Annotated in this window: 13 protein-coding genes and 3 tRNA genes; 6 read left to right on the top strand and 10 right to left on the bottom strand. The window is 33.4% G+C overall.

Annotation, left to right across the window (positions count from 1 at the left end; genetic code table 11):
- Positions 1–9: 9 nt before the first annotated feature.
- Positions 10–4,962 carry a T9SS type B sorting domain-containing protein gene (locus RCH18_RS02080; RefSeq protein ID WP_326935106.1) on the top strand — a complete coding sequence of 1,651 codons (4,953 nt, stop codon included), beginning with the start codon at positions 10–12 and terminating at the stop codon, positions 4,960–4,962.
- Positions 4,963–5,196: 234 nt separating this feature from the next.
- Here the strand turns inward: RCH18_RS02080 and typA are convergent, their stop codons facing one another.
- From typA to proS, 6 genes are all read right to left on the bottom strand, one after another.
- Positions 5,197–6,993, bottom strand: coding sequence for a translational GTPase TypA (typA, locus tag RCH18_RS02075; RefSeq protein ID WP_326935105.1), 1,797 nt, complete (start codon positions 6,991–6,993; stop codon positions 5,197–5,199).
- 275 nt (positions 6,994–7,268) lie between these two features.
- Positions 7,269–7,520 (bottom strand): 30S ribosomal protein S20, encoded by a 252-nt coding sequence (gene rpsT / locus RCH18_RS02070; RefSeq protein WP_326935104.1) that lies wholly within the window; start codon positions 7,518–7,520, stop codon positions 7,269–7,271.
- A gap of 32 nt (positions 7,521–7,552) precedes the next feature.
- Positions 7,553–7,624 (bottom strand) — tRNA-Glu (locus RCH18_RS02065).
- A 41-nt stretch (positions 7,625–7,665) separates the two neighbouring features.
- A tRNA-Glu gene (locus RCH18_RS02060) sits at positions 7,666–7,737 on the bottom strand.
- Between the two features lie 45 nt (positions 7,738–7,782).
- Positions 7,783–7,854, bottom strand: a tRNA-Glu gene (locus RCH18_RS02055).
- 78 nt (positions 7,855–7,932) lie between these two features.
- Positions 7,933–9,411, bottom strand: coding sequence for a proline--tRNA ligase (gene proS, locus RCH18_RS02050; RefSeq protein WP_326935103.1), 1,479 nt, complete (start codon positions 9,409–9,411; stop codon positions 7,933–7,935).
- A gap of 100 nt (positions 9,412–9,511) precedes the next feature.
- Between proS and RCH18_RS02045 the strand changes: the two genes are divergently transcribed.
- From RCH18_RS02045 to RCH18_RS02025, 5 genes are all read left to right on the top strand, one after another.
- The gene (locus tag RCH18_RS02045; RefSeq protein ID WP_326935102.1) at positions 9,512–10,570 is read left to right on the top strand and encodes a hypothetical protein; all 1,059 of its coding nucleotides are present in this window, start codon (positions 9,512–9,514) and stop codon (positions 10,568–10,570) included.
- Between the two features lie 54 nt (positions 10,571–10,624).
- Positions 10,625–12,175: an OmpP1/FadL family transporter gene (locus RCH18_RS02040; RefSeq protein WP_326935101.1), complete on the top strand. Its 1,551-nt coding sequence runs from the start codon at positions 10,625–10,627 to the stop codon at positions 12,173–12,175.
- Between the two features lie 239 nt (positions 12,176–12,414).
- Positions 12,415–13,728: a 30S ribosomal protein S12 methylthiotransferase RimO gene (gene rimO / locus RCH18_RS02035; protein WP_326935100.1), complete on the top strand. Its 1,314-nt coding sequence runs from the start codon at positions 12,415–12,417 to the stop codon at positions 13,726–13,728.
- A 29-nt stretch (positions 13,729–13,757) separates the two neighbouring features.
- Entirely contained in the window at positions 13,758–14,246 is a 489-nt protein-coding gene (locus tag RCH18_RS02030; protein WP_326935099.1) for a hypothetical protein, read from the top strand.
- A 26-nt stretch (positions 14,247–14,272) separates the two neighbouring features.
- Entirely contained in the window at positions 14,273–15,178 is a 906-nt protein-coding gene (locus tag RCH18_RS02025; protein WP_326935098.1) for an N-acetylmuramoyl-L-alanine amidase, read from the top strand.
- Between the two features lie 73 nt (positions 15,179–15,251).
- Here the strand turns inward: RCH18_RS02025 and RCH18_RS02020 are convergent, their stop codons facing one another.
- The 4 genes from RCH18_RS02020 to accC form a co-directional block, all read right to left on the bottom strand.
- A complete protein-coding gene (locus RCH18_RS02020) occupies positions 15,252–16,604 on the bottom strand; it encodes an NAD-dependent succinate-semialdehyde dehydrogenase (RefSeq protein ID WP_326935097.1) in 1,353 nt (450 codons plus the stop codon).
- Positions 16,605–16,765: 161 nt separating this feature from the next.
- Positions 16,766–17,722 carry an aldo/keto reductase gene (locus RCH18_RS02015; RefSeq protein WP_326935096.1) on the bottom strand — a complete coding sequence of 319 codons (957 nt, stop codon included), beginning with the start codon at positions 17,720–17,722 and terminating at the stop codon, positions 16,766–16,768.
- Positions 17,723–17,891: 169 nt separating this feature from the next.
- Positions 17,892–19,433: an acyl-CoA carboxylase subunit beta gene (locus tag RCH18_RS02010; protein WP_326935095.1), complete on the bottom strand. Its 1,542-nt coding sequence runs from the start codon at positions 19,431–19,433 to the stop codon at positions 17,892–17,894.
- 71 nt (positions 19,434–19,504) lie between these two features.
- Entirely contained in the window at positions 19,505–20,944 is a 1,440-nt protein-coding gene (gene accC, locus RCH18_RS02005) for an acetyl-CoA carboxylase biotin carboxylase subunit (protein WP_326935094.1), read from the bottom strand.
- Positions 20,945–21,044: the final 100 nt, after the last annotated feature.

The following is a 21,044-nucleotide window of genomic DNA, read 5'->3' as shown; positions in this document are numbered from 1 at the left end:
TTTTAGCAAATGAAAAAAATTTTACTCTTTTTATTTGCTTTTGTATCATTAAGTGGCTTAGCTCAATTAAGTAAAACACATTTTATACCCCCTTTAACTACAAGTAGCGCTAATGGTGTAAGACCTGAAGATCATTATATTTATATTTCTTCACCAAGTTTAACTAGTATTAACTTTAAAATTATAGAAATTGGTGGTGTGACTATAAATAGAACAGTTAATAAAAACATTCCGTATCGATATAGTATTGGAAGTGGTGATAATACGCCATTGTTTGTGCCCAGTAATTCTACAGGTATAGTTTCAAATAAAGGTTATATTATTGAAGCTGAGGGTTTGGTATTTGCTAGTATTAGAACTAATTCTGGTAATGGTAATCAAGCTGGAGGACTAGTAGCAAAAGGAAATAGTGCGCTAGGAAAACGGTTTAGAGCAGGAGCCATGTTAAATACATCAAATATTACCACATTATTAAATTTTTTTACTGTTTTAGCTACTGAGAATAACACTACTGTTACCATTTCAAATATTCTTCCTGGAACTGTCTTAGCAAACGGTTCAGTCTTCGATGGATCGGAAACCATTACTTTAAATAAGAATCAAAGTTATATTTTAGCTATAAACGGCAGTCCAAGTTTTAATATGATTGCAGCACTTATCGAGTCTGATAAAAATGTAGTGGTGAATAGTGGTTCTTTTGGTGGAACTAACGATCCAACTGATATATCAGCACTCGGTAATGATCCCGGACGCGATCTTGGCTTCGATCAAATTGTTGGAGCTGATAAAATTGGCAGTGAGTATATCTTTATAAAAGGTCTTGCAGATAGAAAAAAAGAACTTGAACGAATTTTAATCATTGCAGACGAAGATAACACTGAAATCTTTATTAATGGAAGCATAACTCCAATAGAAATAATCCAAGCGGGGGAAAAATATATCGCAGATGGAAATGCTTTTACCAATGGTAGCTTGTATATAAAAACATCTAAAAAAGTATTTGCTTATCAAAGTATTGGCGGAAGTAATAGCTCGGCAAATCAAAATTTATTTTTTGTTCCACCACTAAATTGTTCTACTCCTAAAGTGGTTGACAATATTCCTTACATAGATAAAATAGGAAGTAAAACTTTTACTGGCACTATAAATATTGTTACAAAAATCGGAGCTAATGTTTCTATTACAGGACCTACAATTTCAGTTACTAATCCTCTCATTAATCCTGTACCTATTTTAGGTACAAATTATGAATATTACTCCATTAGTGGACTATCAGGTAATGTTTCTATAAATTCTGAAGCCGAGGTATATGTATCGTATTTAGGTAATAGTGGTGTTGCAACTTATGGCGGTTATTATTCAGGTTTTGATTTAAAACCCGAGATTCTATCAGAAAGTAATTTGTCAATAACTGGAAATTGCATTCCCAACATAACTTTAAAAACTAGTTTCGACATCGATTACAGTTTCCAATGGATATTTAATGGTTCTGATATCCCGGATGCTATTTCTGATAGTTACACTCCAACTCGATCTGGTTATTATCAAGTAAGACGAAGCATTTTAAGTTGTGGTAGTTCCACTTTATCAGATAAAATTCCAGTGAGTGTCTGCCCTCCTGATACTGATAATGATGGTACAAATAATAATATTGATATAGATTTAGATAACGATGGAATACTCAACACAACTGAATCAACTTCTAATTTTATAAATCAAAGTGATATCAATTCAGGCAGCAATTTTACTGCAAATACTGCGGGAGACGGCCCGCTATTAGGAAAAATTGAGTCGGGTTTTACCTCAATAGTACCAGCAGGAATTGCAAAGTCAAACACTTACACAATGACTTTTAATAGTCCGAGTTCGATAAGTTTCGAATATATAGGATCAAATACAGCCACACAAACAACAGCAGATACTGAGTTACTAAATAATGAAGGTGATTTTATTTTGAGGGTTGATCCATCACAAACACTTACATTGACAGATCCCAACGGTCAACTTGAAGTCGATACTAATTATGATGGCGTCTTTGAAAGTGATGTAAAGGAATTTTCTTCATTTGAAATTCGATTTAGATTAAAAGGAACCACTCCACTTCTAGCAGGAACAGGCACTTTTAAAATTGAGTCTTTTCTGGCCAAGAAAATAGAATTTGTACATTTTAATCTTTCAGACATAAATTCTAATAAAGCTACTTTTGTTATCAAAGAAAGGATTACGCGAGACTCAGACGGCGATGGCATCACAGATGATTTAGATACTGACAGCGACAACGATTCAATCCCCGATTTAATTGAAGCGCAACCTAACAATTCAGTCGCTATCTCTAATATCGACACTAATAAAGATGGCTTAGATAATGCATTCGAACCAGGTTTTACACCATTTGATAATGACAATGATGGAATTCCTGATTATCTGGACTTAGATAGCGATAATGATGGAATTTTAGATTCAGATGAAACTGCAAATGACTTAGACGCCGACGGTATCAAAAATTATCGCGATTTAGACAGCGACGACGATTTATGTCTAGACGTAGCTGAAGCAGGATTTATAGATGGGGATACAGATGGAAGATACGGAAATTCTCCAGTGAGTGTAAATGCCAATGGACTCGTTAATGGAGCCTCATACAATTCTCCAAATCTAAATTATCTTATTGCTGCACCTATTGAAATTTTGACTCAACCGCAAGCGACAGCTACCTGCGAATTAGAAAATACTTTCATTACACTGACTGATAATGGAGGAAACACCTATCAATGGCAACTTTCAACAGATGGAATTAATTGGAGTGATCTTGTCAACAACGTTACTTATTCTGGTGTACAAACAAAGACATTAGAACTCAAAGGCATCACCACTACTATGAATAATTATCAATATCGTGTTGCATTAAATAAAATAGGAAATAGTTGTGGATTAATTTCTGATCCTACTATATTAACTGTTTATCCTAAACCTCTTATCAATTCGCCTATTGTATTAACGCAGTGCGATGATGATACTAATGGACTAACCACTTTTAATATAACTCAAAAAAACAGCTTTATTTCAGTAGATTATTTAGTAAATACCTTTACTTATTTTGAAAATAGTATGGATGCTATTAATGGTTTTGGAGCTTCTAAAATTGTAAATCCTATTGCTTATGTAAATACAGTACCATTTAACCAAACAATTTTTGTTAGAGTAGAAAATGGAAATGGCTGCACTACAGTGGGTAGCATAGAATTAAAAATTTCTACTACTACAATACCTCCCACTTTTACACAACCTTTTACGGTTTGTGATGATTTAACAGCTAATCCCAATTCAGATTATGATGGTATTTCAGTCTTTGATTTTCATCAAGTTACCAATAGAATAAAAAGTCTATATTTTACTGGATCTAATCCTTACACAATAACTTACTATCGAAATGAAAGCGATGCCTTATCAGAAATAAATGCTTTAAACCAAACCGTTCCATCGGATCCTTTTGATCCCACAAGTATCTATAATTATAGAAATATTGGGTATCCTAATACTCAAAAAATTTGGATTCGGGTAGACAGCGAAATTGATAACGCCTGTTTTGGACTCGGACCGTATATCACACTCACAGTAGAGAAAACACCAATAGCCAATCCTGTTATAATTCCAAATCAATGTGATGATAATCAAGATGGTATTTTCACCTTTAATACCTCAACATTAGAAACAACATTGAGGGGAACAAATCAACCTTATGCAGTAACAACACGATATGTTGATGCATTCAATAATCCATTAAAAGATGAAAATGGAGTGCTAATAGATAGTCCATTTCCAGCGTCATTTACCACAAGATCACAGGTTATAAAGGCTATTATAACAAACAATACAACATTACAATGTTTTGATGAGACCTTGATCACATTTACCGTTGATAAATTACCTAAGGCTTTGAATATACCTACAGCACTAACAACAATATGTGATGACGAAGTTGATCCCTTGCTGCAAGATGGGAAATATGCATTTGATACAAGTACATTTGAAGCAACAATCTTAGCAGGTCAAACTGGAATGACTGTGAAATATTTTGCTGCAAATGGAGATTTATTACCAAGTCCGTTACCAAATCCATTTATAACAAATACGCAAAACATTACTGCCGTAGTCGAAAATTCTATAAACCCGAGCTGTAAGGCCACCATAATTATTCCCTTTATCGTAAACCCTTTACCTGCAATAAACTTGAATATCAATGGCGATGATAATGAATTAGTTTGTTCTAATTTACCTACCTTTTTTGTAACCTTAAACGCTGGAGTTACTGATACCTCAAAAATAAGTGATTATAAATATGAATGGTATAAGGACAATGCAGTTTTATTAGGAGAAATAAATCCGACTTTAAATATAAATTTAGAAGGCATTTACACTGTGCAAGTGACTACACTTACGGGCTGTTTTAGAATAAGGACTATTAAAGTTACCGCTTCTGATATTGCAACGATAAGCACTATTGATATAGAAGACTTAACTGATATAAATAAAGTAATAATAAATGTAACAGGGACTGGACTATATGAATATAGTTTAGATGATCCTGATGGACCATTTCAATCGTCAAATATCTTTGACAATGTACAAGGTGGAATTTATGATGTTTATATAAATGATGTTAATGGTTGCGGAATTGTGAAGCAAAGAATATCAGTTCTCGGAATTCCAAAATTTTTTACGCCTAATAATGATGGTTTAAATGATTTTTGGAAAGTAAAAGGGATTAACAGCAATTTTAACTCGAAGTCAATCATTTATATTTTTGATCGCTACGGAAAATTACTAAAACAACTAAATGCTACTGGACTGGGTTGGGACGGAACATTTAAAGGACTTCCATTACCATCTGATGATTATTGGTACTCCATAATGTTAGAAGATGGACGTGAAGCTAAAGGAAATTTCAGTTTAAAAAGATAATAAGAAGTATTTGGGCGTGCCGCCATAAATAAAAGGGCCACCTCATAATTACAGTGATCTGGCCCTTTTATTTACGCCGTCAGGCTATCCGCGCTACTTCGGTAGCTTGCTACTATCCTTCACGCGCTCAACATATAACAAAACGCGTGCTTGATTCCCGAAACCTGATAAAAATAAAAATCCCAAATTTCAGTAATTGGAATTTGGGATTTTTAATATTGATATTATAATATTTTAGATTTTAAATCTTTTTCTATCAGTTTCAGTCAAATAAATTTTTCTTATACGAATAGATTTTGGAGTTACCTCAACATATTCATCTTTTTGAATATACTCTAAAGCCTCTTCAAGAGAGAAAATAATTGGAGGAATGATTCTTGCTTTTTCATCATTACCAGAAGAACGAACATTTGACTGTTTTTTCATCTTAGTAACATTTACACTCATATCATCGCTACGTGAATTCTCGCCAATTACTTGACCTTCATAAATTTCATCATTTGGATTCACAAAGAATTTACCGCGATCTTGTAATTTATCAATAGAATAAGGTATTGCTTTACCATTTTCCATAGAAATCAACGATCCGTTATTACGTCCAGGAATAGTTCCTTTAAAAGGTTCATATCCTATAAATCTATGAGACATAATGGCTTCACCAGCAGTAGCGGTCAATAATTGATTACGCAATCCAATAATTCCACGAGATGGAATATTGAATTTTATAATCATACGCTCGCCTTTACCTTCCATGCTCAACATCTCTCCTTTACGGATAGTAACAAACTCAACCGCTCTTCCAGAAAGATTCTCTGGCAAATCAATAGTTAATTCCTCAATTGGCTCACATTTTTTACCATCAATTTCTTTGATAATAACTTGTGGTTGCCCTATTTGTAATTCATATCCCTCTCTTCTCATTGTTTCAATAAGAACAGATAAATGTAATACACCACGGCCAAAAACCATAAACTTATCAGCTGAATCAGTTTCACCTAATTTCATTGCTAAGTTTTTCTCTAATTCTTTATTTAAACGGTCTCTAATATGACGAGAAGTTACAAACTTACCCTCTTTTCCAAAGAATGGAGAATCATTAATAGTAAATAACATACTCATAGTAGGCTCATCAATAGCAATTGAAGCTAAAGCTTCTGGATTTTCATAATCAGCAATAGTATCACCAATTTCAAAACCTTCAACACCTATAATAGCACAAATATCACCTGCTATAACTTCTTGTACTTTTTTACGACCAAGCCCTTCAAAAGTATGTAATTCTTTAATTCTAGATTTAGAAATTGTACCATCTCTTTTTACCAAAGATATTGGCATTCCTTCTCGTAAAACACCTCTTTCAAGACGACCAATAGCAATACGACCTGTAAAAGCAGAGAAGTCTAATGAGGTAATCAACATTTGAGGGGTTCCTTCCGATACTTTTGGCGCAGGCACATTAGCAATAACCATATCTAATAAAGGCTCAATATTTGTAGTTTGATTTCTAAAATCATCTGACATCCAGTTATTTTTAGCTGAACCATAAACAGTAGGGAAATCTAATTGCTCTTCTGTAGCACCTAATTCGAACATTAGATCAAAAACTTTTTCGTGAACTTCTTCAGGAGTACAGTTTTCTTTATCTACTTTATTTATTACAACACATGGTTTTAAACCAAGGTCTAACGCTTTTTGTAACACAAAACGTGTTTGTGGCATTGGGCCTTCAAAAGCATCTACAAGTAGACAAACTCCATCAGCCATATTTAACACGCGCTCTACCTCTCCACCAAAATCGGCGTGACCAGGAGTGTCAATAATATTAATTTTTGTTCCTTTATATTGAACAGAAACATTTTTAGAAGTAATCGTAATACCTCTTTCACGCTCTAAGTCGTTGTTATCAAGTATTAAATCTCCTGTATTTTCATTGTCACGAAACAACTGACAATGATACATAATTTTATCAACCAAAGTTGTTTTACCGTGATCGACGTGGGCAATAATAGCAATATTTCTTATAGATTCCATCTGTGTTTTTTAATGGGTGCAAATGTACAATTAATTTTTTATAATGAACTATTAGTTTAATGTAAATATGAGTTGAATATCAGCAAATTAGTAAAAATATTATAGTTTAAATCATATTATTTAACTACAATTAGCTCATTTATCACTCTTTTTTTGATACCAATAACAATCAGTAATTCCACTTATTTATAAAAATAGTACTGGAAAAGTTTAAAACATAAAAAAAGCTCTCATTAAAAATGAGAGCTTTTTTTATATACGTTAAAGTGTATTACTTACAATTTAGAAACAAGTTTCGTTAATTTAGATTTTAAATTAGACGCTTTGTTATCATGAATAATATTCTTTTTAGCTAATTTATCAATCATAGAGATTACATTTGATAATTTAGAAGTAGCTTCTGATTTATCTGTTGCTAATCTTAATGCTTTTATTGCATTACGAGTAGTTTTATGTTGATATCTATTTAATACTCTTCTCTTTTCGTTAGTTCTGATTCTCTTTAGAGCTGATTTATGATTTGCCATTTTATTACTTTTTTTCTTTTACTAATTTTTTGTAGTCCGTAAGGGAATCGAACCCCTGTTACCAAGACGAAATCTTGGCGTCCTAACCCCTAGACGAACGGACCATTATCCCCTAAGTTTTTTCAATCTAAAAATTGAATTTTTGTAGCCCGTAGCGGAATCGAACCGCTCTTACATGGATGAAAACCATGCGTCCTAACCGATAGACGAACGGGCCATTTTTCCTTTCAAGTTAAGGACACCTATACTGCAATAAAAATAGTAGCCCGTAGCGGAATCGAACCGCTCTTACATGGATGAAAACCATGCGTCCTAACCGATAGACGAACGGGCCCTGCTTCTCTAATGCGGATGCAAAAATACAACTATTTTTGACACGCACAATAGCTTACGCAAAAAAAAATATTTTTTTTTAATAAGCCTTTGCAAACAGCACTCTCCCCATTGATTTTTCCCCAGAAAATACACAACTTCCAGTCTGTGGAATGCTGTTTAAAGGAATGCATCTTATAGTGGCTTTGGTCAAGTCTTTTATCTTTTCTTCAGTAGCTGCCGTTCCATCCCAATGTGCTGAAACAAAACCACCTTTACGCTCTAAAACTTCTTTAAATTGATCAAAATTTTCAACTTCCGTAATATGAGCATCTCTATATTGCAATGCTTTTGAAAACAAGTCTGATTGAATTTTTTCTAATAAGTCGCTAATATATGTTACAATTCCCTGCTTTGAAACAACTTCCTTTGTCAAGGTATCTCTTCTAGCAATCTCGAAAGTTCCATTTTCTAAATCCTTTGGACCTACCGCTACTCGTATAGGTACTCCTTTTAATTCCCACTCTGCAAATTTAAAACCTGGTTTTTGAGTTGTTCTACTATCAAATTTAACAGAAATGTTCAATTTTCTTAATGACGCTGTAAGTAGGTTTACTTCATCAGAAATTGCTGCTAACTGTTCCTCACTTTTATAAATAGGCACAATTACTACTTGTATAGGTGCTAAATTAGGTGGCAAAACTAAACCTTGATCATCGGAATGGGTCATTACTAATGCACCCATCAAACGCGTAGACACTCCCCAAGACGTTCCCCAAACATATTCTTGTTTCCCATCAGCATTTGCAAATTTTACATCAAAAGCTTTTGCAAAATTCTGACCTAAAAAATGAGAGGTTCCTGCTTGTAATGCTTTTCCATCTTGCATCAATGCTTCAATACAATATGTTTCCTCTGCGCCAGCAAATCGTTCTGTCTCTGTTTTAATTCCTCTCATAACTGGTATTGCCATAAAATTTTGTGCAAAATCAGCATAAACATTCATCATTTTTTCTGATTCTTCTACAGCTTCTTCTCTAGTAGCATGAGCTGTATGTCCTTCTTGCCATAAAAATTCTGCCGTACGTAAAAACAATCTGGTCCTCATTTCCCATCGTACTACATTGGCCCACTGATTAATTAACAATGGTAAATCTCTATAAGACTGAACCCACCCTTTGTATGTAGACCAAATAATAGCTTCACTGGTAGGACGAACAATTAATTCTTCTTCCAATTTTGCATTAGGATCAACCATTAATTTTCCTGGCTTATCAGGATCGTTCTTTAACCTATAATGAGTTACAATAGCACATTCCTTTGCAAATCCTTCTGCATTTTTCTCTTCGGCTTCAAACATGCTTTTTGGCACAAACAATGGAAAATAAGCATTTTGATGTCCCGTTTCTTTAAACATGCGATCCAACTCAGCTTGCATTTTTTCCCATATTGCATAACCGTATGGTTTGATCACCATACAACCTCTCACTCCTGAATTTTCGGCTAAGTCGGCTTTGACTACCAACTCGTTATACCATTTTGAATAATCTTCTGATCTCGTAGTTAAGTTCTTACTCATACTTAATAGTTTGGCATAAATATTGCATTAATAATTTTACATAAATAGTTCAGCAAAACTAACTATTTTTGTAATGTACAACAATAAAAAAATCATCGATATGAAAACTAATATTCTCAACACAAAAAATACGCCTCTATATTCCTTATTAGGATTACTGAGCGTCTTATTGACCTCTTGTGGCTCCTATCAAAATAGTTCTTATTATGATTCTGACGGCATCTATGGAAATACTGCAACGATAAATATTGAAAGGGAGAATCAAAATAATCGTAATACTAAAACTCAGTATAAAGATTACTTTGAATCGCTACAAAACGACAATGAATCCAATGAAATTTTTACTAATGTTGATGATTATAATAGTTATGATTTAGATCAAAATGTTGCTGATAGTAACAACAGAAATTATGCTGGTTGGGGTAGCAATCCACAAAACATTAGCATCAATGTTTATGATAATGGTTGGGCAATGAACAACTGGTATGGAAGTAATTATTACGGGAATAATTGGTACGGAAATAATTTCTATGGCGATCGTTTTTATGGAAATAACTGGTATGGAAATAACTTTTACGGAAATAGCTACGGTTGGAATTATGGTTATGGATGGGGAATGAATGTAGGGTTTGGATGGAACAACTGGTATGGAAATAATTATTATGGGAATAATTATTATGGGAATAACTGGCGAAATTCAAATTATTATGACAACAGAACTCGATCTTATAATGTAGGGAGACGCGGATCAATTTCTACCAATTCTGGAGATAATGCTAGAAGTTCAGTAAATTCTAGATTAGAAAATAATACAATTAGTAGAAGAGCATTAGAGTCAAATAATAGACAAAGTATTGATCTTAGAAGAAATTCATCTGATAGAAATTTAAGAACAACTCCTACTTTTTCTAGAAATCAACCACAAATACAAAATAATTCGCAAAATAATAATCAAAATGTTCCACGTAGAGGAAATACGAATAACGGACGTATAGAAAATAATTCTTCTCAAAGATCATATACTCCGTCATCGAGAAGTGAAGATAACTCAAGATCTTATACTCCAAGTACCAACAGCAACTCAAGATCATCTGGTAGTGAAGGTAGATCGTCAGGTGGAAATTCAAGATCGTCAGGTTCAAGAGGTGGTAGAGGATAAAAATAAATCATTATCTTCCTTTAAATAAATTAAAAATATCAAGATATTAAACAGATGAAAAAATACATATATTTATTAGCATTGGGATTTACAGCTAGCATGGTGCAATCACAGGAAATTTCTGATGCGCTACTTTATTCTCAGCAAAATTTGAATGGTACAGCACGTTTTAGCGCTATGAGTGGAGCTTTTGGTGCATTAGGAGGTGATTTATCTTCTATAAATGTAAATCCAGCAGGTTCAGCAATATTTGTAAACAACCAATTGGGACTTACTATAAGTAATTCTAATACTAAAAATAATTCTAATTATTTTGGCACAAAAGCATCAGATAAACAAAGTTCATTTGATTTAAATCAAGCAGGAACTGTTTTTGTTTTTAATAATAAAAAAGATAGCGATTGGACTAAAATATCTTTAGGTGTGAATTATGAAAATATCAATAATTTTGACAATAAATTATTTTCATCAGGAACAAATCCCAATAATTCAGTTGATAAATATTTCTTAAGTTATGCCAATACTGGAAATAATGGAGCTCCAATACCTCAGGAATTTGTAAATAGAAAAACGAATGAATCCATTTCAGATTTATATACATATTTAGGTAATAATTTACCTAATGGATTTGCAGCTCAGCAAGCCATGATTGCATTTTATGATCAAGGATTTATTATTGACGCCGTAGATGTTAACAATCCTAATAGTACTTATTCATCACTTGTTCCTAAAGGCGGAAATTATTATCAAGAGAATTCAGTGGTAAGCACTGGCTATAATGGAAAATTATCTTTTAACGCTGCAACCTCATACAAGGATAAATTATTTATTGGATTAAACTTAAATTCGCATTTTACAGATTTACAAAAAAATTCACGTTTTTATGAAGATAATAATGCAGCATTAACGAGTGACTATACGGTTTCTCAAATACAATTTGATAATATATTAAATACGTATGGAAATGGATTCTCTTTTCAAGTGGGTGCTATTACTAAACTTACGAATGAATTTCGTGTAGGTTTAGCTTATGAATCACCAACATGGTTAACCCTTACTGACGAACTTTCTCAAAAATTAACTGTAGTGAGTAGTGCATCTAATGCTAATGATGCAACTGAGGTAGTAGATCCAAGAGTAGTAAACATATACGAACCTTACAAATTACAAACACCAAGTAAGATTACGGGAAGTTTGGCTTACGTATTTGGAAAATCAGGTCTTATTAGTTTAGATTATGCAATGAAAGATTACAGTAATATTAAACTTAAATCAGGATTTGATGCTTTAAATAATGATATTAATTCTTTGCTTGATAATACAGGTGAACTTCGTATTGGAGCAGAATACAGAATCAAAGCAGTAAGTTTTAGAGGTGGTTATCGTTATGAGCAAAGTCCTTATAAAAATGGGATAACAATAGGAGATCTTACAGGATACTCCGCTGGTTTAGGGTATAATTTTGGCTCAACTAAATTAGATTTAGCATATTCTTATGCTAAAAGAAATACTGAACAAGGATTTTTTGGAAAAGGATTTACTGATGGAGCAAAAATAGATGCAATAAGTAATAATTTATTTGTCACATTAATGTTTGAATTATAATTGATATTAAATATATTCATTAATCCGTTTCATGTTTTTGAAGCGGATTTTTTTTTAAATCGAGTATCTTTTTTAACTTATTAAAAGTTCACTATAAATTACAGCACTCTACACCAAAAACCTATTTGTACTTTTGCTGATCATTACGCCAAATAAGATGAAATGAAATTGAAATAAGTTCAGTTTCAATAAAAAATTGTAATTTTGCCAAATTCCCAAATTATAGGGATTATAATACTATGAGAACGAAGTCTTTAAAAAAGAATAAAATAAATGTGATCACTCTTGGGTGTTCAAAAAACGTATATGATAGTGAAGTGCTAATGGGTCAGCTTCGTGCAAGCGGAAAAGATGTAGCACATGAAGCTCCAGAAGCCGAAGAAGGAAATATTATTGTGATAAATACTTGCGGTTTCATAGATAATGCAAAAGCAGAATCAGTGAACATGATTTTGGAATACGCTGACAAAAAGGAAAGAGGTTTAGTTGATAAAGTGTTTGTTACAGGATGTTTATCTGAACGTTACAGACCGGACTTGGAAAAAGAAATTCCTAATGTAGATCAGTTTTTTGGAACTACGGAATTACCTGCCCTTTTAAAAGCTTTAGGAGCTGACTATAAACATGAGTTATTAGGAGAGCGTTTAACAACGACTCCAAAAAACTATGCCTATTTAAAAATTTCAGAAGGTTGTGACAGACCCTGTAGTTTTTGTGCGATCCCATTAATGCGAGGAAAAAATGTATCTCAAACTATTGAAAAATTAGTAAAAGAATCAGAGGGTTTAGCAAAAAATGGCGTAAAGGAACTCATTTTAATTGCACAAGATTTAACGTATTACGGTTTAGATATTTATAAAAAACGTGCCCTTGGTGAATTGCTTGGAGCGTTAGTCAAAGTAGAAGGAATTGAATGGATTCGTTTACATTATGCTTTCCCTACTGGTTTTCCTATGGATGTTTTGGAAATTATGAAGCGTGAGCCTAAAATATGTAATTATCTAGATATTCCATTACAACATGTTTCAGATTCTATTTTGAAATCGATGCGTCGTGGAACTACACAAGAAAAAACGACAAGATTATTAAAAGAGTTTAGAGCCGCTGTCCCTGGTATGGCTATTCGTACTACCTTGATTGTAGGATATCCTGGCGAAACACAAGAAGATTTTAATACATTAAAAGAATTTGTTCAGGAAATGAAGTTTGACAGAATGGGATGTTTTGCTTATTCTCATGAAGAAAACACTCACGCTTATCTCTTAGAAGATGATGTCCCAGATACTGTAAAACAAGAGCGTGCTAATGAAATTATGGAATTACAATCTCAAATTTCTTGGGACTTAAATCAAGAGAAAGTGGGTCAAACTTTCAAATGTATTATCGATAGAAAAGAAGGAGGCCACTTTGTAGGTCGTACAGAATTTGATAGTCCTGATGTAGACAACGAGGTTTTAATTGATGCCTCAAAACATTATGTTAAAACAGGTGAGTTTGCAATGATAAAAATTATTGATGCAACAGAATTCGATTTATACGGAGAACCAGCTTAAGAATGGAAATGTGATTTAAAACATTAATTATGAAACTAATTCAATCGCTACTTATTTTATTATTTGTTACTTTATTTTCAAATTCTGCAATTGCACAATATGGAAATAACGGGTATAATAATGGTTACAACAATGGATATGGAAATAATTACGGCAGTAATCGCCGCATGAATAGCGGTATGGATCAATCCATGTCGCAACAAAAACCAAAAGAGATACCTGTTGAAGTTACCGTGGCTAAAATTATGGAGCAAATAAAACCTGAATTAATTCTTGATGAACTACAGGTAATTGCTATTTCTAACCTATTAATAGAAAGTATGCGAACACAAGGAATGCTGATGAAAGCAGAAGTTAGTCAAGATGAAAAAATCGCAAACTTTACCGCTTTGAATGAGGTTACCGATAGAAAAATTATGGAGTTATTAAACAATGATCAAAAAGAGAAATATAAAATTTTGAACGATCAATCTAAAAGTCCAAAAAAAGCTAAAAAGAAAAAAAATCGCGATAATTAACACTATTTCTTTACCACCTCTATCTCATGAGAAACCTTTTTTATTGTATTATTTTTGCTGCCATCACAATATCCTGTTCTACCAATCCTTATAAAAAAAGTGAAAAAGTATATGATGAGCAACTAAAAACTTTAACCAAAACTATTTCAAATAAGGAAACGGTTATTTTACCCGTAATTAATACTTATAAAATTACTAGTAATCCCTCCTATACTGAGAATTTATTGAATATTAAAGATTCCATTTCAAAAATGGAACTTACGATTTTAAAAAATGGTGTAAATACGGAATGGATTGGTACTGTAAATTTTAATTTACGAAAACCTAATTTTATTATTCTTCATCATACTGCTCAAGACTCAATACAGCAAACTATTAAAACATTTACTTTAACTCGCACACAAGTGAGTGCGCATTATGTAATAGGCGATGACGGTAGAGTTGTGCAAATGTTAAATGATTACTTAAGATCATGGCATGCTGGAAATGGATACTGGGGCAAAAATACGGACATTAATTCAGCCTCTATAGGAATTGAATTAGACAATAATGGATTTGAGCCTTTTTCTGAATCTCAAATAAATAGTCTATTAGCACTTTTAACAAAATTGCAAAAAGATTATAATATTCCGCCACAGAATATCATTGGTCATTCTGATATTGCGCCTCGAAGAAAAGTAGATCCTAGTGTATTATTTCCTTGGAAAACACTCGCTGAAAAGGGATTTGGTGTATGGCCAGATGATATATTAGAAAATGCCCCAATTGATTTTAATGTAGAACAAGGGTTGCGCATAATAGGATATAATACTAAAAATTTAGCTGCTGCTATTACTGCATTTAAATTACATTTTATTCAAACTGATCTCACGCCACTTTTAGACGAAAAAACTATAAATACTATTTACAATGTCTATAAAAAGCAATTGTAAATGATTATCTCAATGAAAACGAGAATAAAGATTATAACTACAATTTTATTCTCGTTTCTTTATTTATGAAAAATTATTCTATAACTATAGATTTCATATTCATAAATTCTCTAATTCCTACCGTTCCTAATTCTCTACCATAACCAGATTTTTTAATTCCTCCAAAAGGAATTCTTGAATCTGAAAGAACTAAAGAGTTTACAAAAACGTTACCTGCTTCAATTTTTCTTGCTAGCTTATAAGCATTTTCTCTATTTTCTGTCCAAATTGCTGCTGCTAAACCATATCTATGATTATTAGCAATTACAACAGAATCATTTTCGTCTTTTGCTCTAATTACTGTTGCAAGTGGTCCAAAAGTCTCTTCTTGAAACGCAATAGAATCAACGCTAACAAAATCAATTAAAGTGGGTTGGAAATTACAATTGTCATGGGCTCCGCCTAATACAAGCTTAGCTCCTTGCTGTAAAGATTTTTCCAATTGATTAGCTAGTGTATCCGCTAAATCCAGTCGAGCCAATGGCCCTAACTGAATTCCTTGTTCCAAAGGATTTCCTTGTTTAAGAGACTGAATATTTTTAGAAAACAAGGATACGAATTCATCAGCGACTTTTTCTATAACGATAAAACGTTTGGCACAAATACAAGCTTGGCCAGCGTTAAGCATTCTAGAATGAGCCGCAACCTCAGCAGCTTTTTCCAAATTTGCGTCATTCAACACTATAAAGGCATCAGAACCTCCTAACTCCATCACACTCTTTTTTATATGCTTCCCTGCCAAACCAGCAACTGAAGAGCCTGCACCTTCACTACCAGTTAATGTGATTCCCTGAACAATATGAGAAGCGATCACGCTTTCCACTTGGGAGATTTCGATGCTAATTTGTTGAAAAACACCTTCTGGAAATCCAGCTTCTAGAAAAGCATTTTCAATCGCTTTGGCACAACCTATCACATTCGAAGCATGTTTTAAAAGTGTTACATTCCCAGCCATAATCGTTGGTGCAGCATAACGTAAGACCTGCCAAAAAGGATAATTCCAAGGCATAACGGCAAAAACTGCTCCCATTGGATCATAAACAGACATACTCTTGAAGGCCGTATCATAATACTGATCCTTTAGCATTTCCTCTGCGTAGTCTGCATAATAATCACAATTTGAAGCTGATTTTTCTACCTCAGCAATACTTTCAGAAATGATTTTACCCATTTCATTAGTAATTAATAGACCTAATTTTTCTTTATTTGCTCTTAGTACTTCTGCCAATTTTCGCATCTTATCCGCTCTTTGTTGAAAAGAAGTCTTTTTCCAATTTTTAAAGGCAGCTTCAGATAGTCGTAACTTCTTATTGAGTTCAGAAATGGTTAATGATTCATACTCAGCAATTACATCTTGCGAAAATGGATTTATAGATTTGAATAACATCTTTCTTATTTTTTAAATTATTTTTAAAGGCAATATTATGGAAATGAGTAAAGTTTTTTTAACCATGGAGAAGATTATAGAACTTATGTGTTCTGGCTAAAACGATAACATTACCGATCGTGAAATCTTTATAGCTAGCAGATGAATATACCAGTATTAGATTACCCCAAAATTCCTTCAATATGACCTAATTCTGCTTTGGAGAAATCTAGATTTTGTAAACTTTCAATATTATTATTTAACTGATTTACAGAACTTGCACCAATCAAAACTGAGGTCACTCGATTGTCTTTTAAGATCCACGCCAAAGCCATTTGTGCCAAAGATTGGTTTCTGTTTTTTGCTATTTCATTTAAAGCTATAATTTTTTCAACTTTAGCCCCAGAAACTTCTTCTAGTTGCAAATGTCCATTTGGATTGAAAGCTCTTGAATCTTCAGGAATTCCTTTTAAATATTTATCCGTTAAAAGTCCTTGTGCTAGTGGAGAAAAAGCAATGCAGCCTACTCCTTTTGCCTCGAGGATATCAAGTAAACCCTCTTCCGGTTTTCTAACAAACATTGAGTATTTCACTTGATGAATTAAGCATGGAGTACCTAAGCTTTTTAGAATTTCTGTCGCTTTTTGAGTTTGTTCTGGATTGTAATTAGAAATTCCTGCGTACAAAGCTTTTCCGCTTCGCACGGCATAATCAAGCGCCATCATCGTTTCTTCCAAAGGAGTTTCTGGATCAAATCGATGCGAATAAAATATATCCACATAATCGATATTCATCCGTTTTAAGCTTTGATCTAAGCTGGATAACAAATATTTTCTAGAACCTCCGTCCCCATAAGGACCATTCCACATAGTGTAACCCGCTTTTGTAGAAATTACGATTTCATCACGCAGATTTCCTTGAAAATTATTCTTCATTATCGTTCCAAAATTAGTTTCTGCTGAACCTGGAACTGGACCATAATTATTGGCTAAATCAAAATGGGTAATTCCTTTATCAAAAGCAGCCTTGACAATATCTTCTCCATTTTCAAAATTGTCAACTGATCCGAAATTATGCCATAATCCTAACGAAATTTGGGGTAATAATAAACCACTTTTGCCACATCTATTGTACTTCATTGTATCTATTTTTAAAAACTAAAATTTTTAATCATTCAAAGTTAAGCTAACGAATTCAGTTTTTACTTATTTTGTTTTTATAAATCAAAAGATTATTTCATAAAAAAACCAGCAATTTCAGCTGGTTTTTGAATTTTAAGACAAATCCATTTTTGGTCTTAACCAAAAACTATAAGGGAATATTTCCGTGTTTACGATTTGGAGTTACACTTACTTTATTTTCGAGCATACTAAATGCTTTTATTAATTTTCGTCTCGTCTCTTGTGGCAAAATAACTTCATCCACAAAACCTCTTTGCGCAGCAGTATAAGGATTAGCAAATAAATTAGCATATTCAGACTCTTTTTCTAATAGTTTTGCCTCGTGATCTTCCGCTTCATTTATTTCTTTTTTAAAGATAATTTCAGATGCACCTTTAGCGCCCATAACTGCAATTTCAGCAGTTGGCCAAGCAAAATTCATATCGGCACCAATGTGTTTTGAATTCATTACATCATACGCACCACCATACGCTTTACGGGTTATGACAGTTACTCTTGGCACCGTAGCTTCGCTTAAAGCATACAACAATTTAGCACCGTGAACAATAATTCCGTTCCATTCCTGATCGGTTCCTGGTAAAAATCCAGGAACGTCAACTAATACAAGCAATGGAATATTGAAGGCATCGCAGAAACGAGTAAATCGAGCTGCTTTTTTAGAACTATTAACATCTAAACAACCTGCTAAAACCATTGGCTGATTAGCAATAATACCAATACTTCGGCCACCTAGTCTAGCAAAACCTACAATGATATTGTCGGCGTAATTTTTATGAATTTCATAAAAGGAATCTTCGTCAATAATACCACTAATTACCTTGTGCATATCGTAGGGTTTATTTGGATTATCGGGAATTATAGCTTCTAATTCCTCTCTAATCTCATCACCTAATTTATATGGTAAAGTTGGCGCTAACTCTTTATTGCTTTGCGGTAAATAACTCAATAATCGTTTTAAATCCTCTAAACATTCTACATCATTTGTTGAAGTGCAATGAGCCACTCCTGATTTAGTAGAATGCGTACTTGCTCCACCTAATTCCTCTGAAGTTACCGTTTCATTAGTCACGGTTTTTACCACATTAGGGCCGGTAACAAACATGTAACTGGTGCCTTCCACCATCATAGTAAAATCAGTCATAGCTGGGGAATAAACTGCTCCACCAGCGCATGGACCCATTATAGCAGAAATTTGAGGAATTACTCCCGAAGCCTGCACATTTCTAAAAAAAATGTCGGCATAACCGCCCAGAGAACGAACTCCTTCTTGAATACGTGCTCCTCCAGAATCATTTAGTCCTATCATTGGCGCTCCCATTTTGACCGCCATATCCATTACTTTACATATTTTTTCGGCATGCGTTTCGGAGAGTGAACCTCCAAAAACGGTGAAATCTTGAGCAAAAATATACACTAATCGTCCATTGATTGTACCATATCCAGTAATGACACCGTCACCATAATACAACTCTTTTTCCATTCCAAAGTCAGCCGTACGATGGGTAACTAGCATTCCAATTTCTTCAAAAGAACCTTCATCCATTAAATAATTAACACGTTCTCTAGCGGTTAGTTTTTTATTCGAATGTTGCTTTTTAATACGATTTTTGCCACCGCCTAAATGAGCTTCAGCAATTTTATTTTTTAAAATATCTATTTTGTCTTTCATATTATTCTCTTTATGAACCACTGATTCGCAATTTTTATCTGTTCCTTACAATATTTTAAAATTGTATCAATTTAAATAGGTAATCGTACGATTTTTTGATCTTCAAAATATTGTTTTAATACTACCAGCGCAGCAATTTCAGCTTCTTTATTAATTTGATTCCTTAATGTCTCCGAGTTGTAATATTTCTTTACGAAATGCGTATCGAAATTTCCAGAGCGAAATGCTTCGTGTGCAAAAACAAATTTTCCAAATGGCAATGTGGTTTGCACACCTTCAACATGATAATCATCAATCGCTTTAATCATCAGCTGAATCGCTTCTTCACGGGTTTCGCCATAAGTTATTAACTTTGCTAGCATAGGATCATAATAAATAGGAATATCCATACCTTGTTCGAAACCATTATCTACCCGAATATTTTCACCAACTGGTATCTGATATACATCTAAATGACCAACGCTTGGCAAAAAATCATTCATAGGATCTTCGGCATAAACTCTTAATTCAACAGCGTGCCCTTTTATTTTTAAATCTTCTTGTCTAATTATTAATGCTTCGCCTCTTGCAACTCTAATTTGAAGTTCTACTAAATCAGTTCCTGTAATCCATTCCGTAACGGGATGCTCTACTTGTAGGCGCGTATTCATTTCGAGGAAATAGAAGTTATTATTTTCATCTAAAAGAAACTCAACCGTTCCCGCTCCTAAATAATCACATGACTTAGCTACTAAAACGGCCGCTTCACCCATTTTTTGACGTAATTCAGGTGTTAAAACTGAAGATGGTGCTTCCTCAATTACTTTTTGATGACGACGCTGGATGCTGCATTCCCTTTCAAATAAATGTAGAATATTGCCATGGCTATCCGCCATTACTTGGATTTCGATATGTCTTGGAGATGCCACATACTTTTCAATAAAAACAGAACCATCGCCAAAAGCAGCAATTGCTTCACTAATAGCGCGGTTCATTTGCGATTCAAAATCACTTTCTTTCTCTACTACTCGCATTCCTTTTCCACCGCCACCAGCAGAAGCTTTAATTAAAATTGGAAAACCAATTTCATTTGCTGCTTTTTTTGCCTTTTTAATATCGGTAATCGCCTCATCAACACCCGGAACCATTGGAATGTTATACTCTTTAACAGCTTCTTTGGCCGCTAATTTACTTCCCATAACTCGAATCGCTTTAGATTTCGGACCAATGAAAATAATGTTGTTATTTTCGCATTCTTCGGCAAAATCTGCATTTTCACTCAAAAAACCATAACCAGGATGGATTGCATCTACATTTAAGCTTTTGGCCACAGCTATAATTTTACTTCCTAGTAAATAAGATTCATTTGAAGGAGCTCCGCCAATACATACAGCCTCATCAGCAAATTTTACGTGAGGCGCATTTCTATCAACAGTTGAATAAACAGCAACTGTCTTAATTCCCATTTTTTGAGCAGTTTTCATTACTCGAATAGCAATTTCTCCTCTATTTGCAACTAATATTTTTTTCATTGTTTATTTTTTAACCGCAGATTAGCCAATTATAATAGTTTTAGAATTTAATAATATTAGTAAAATTAATTCTCTACTATAATTTGGTAAAATATCTTGT

Origin of the sequence: Flavobacterium sp. PL11, from assembly GCF_035985025.1 — a bacterium.
Taxonomy (GTDB): Bacteria; Bacteroidota; Bacteroidia; order Flavobacteriales; family Flavobacteriaceae; genus Flavobacterium.
This window is presented reverse-complemented; position numbering and strand designations above follow the sequence as displayed.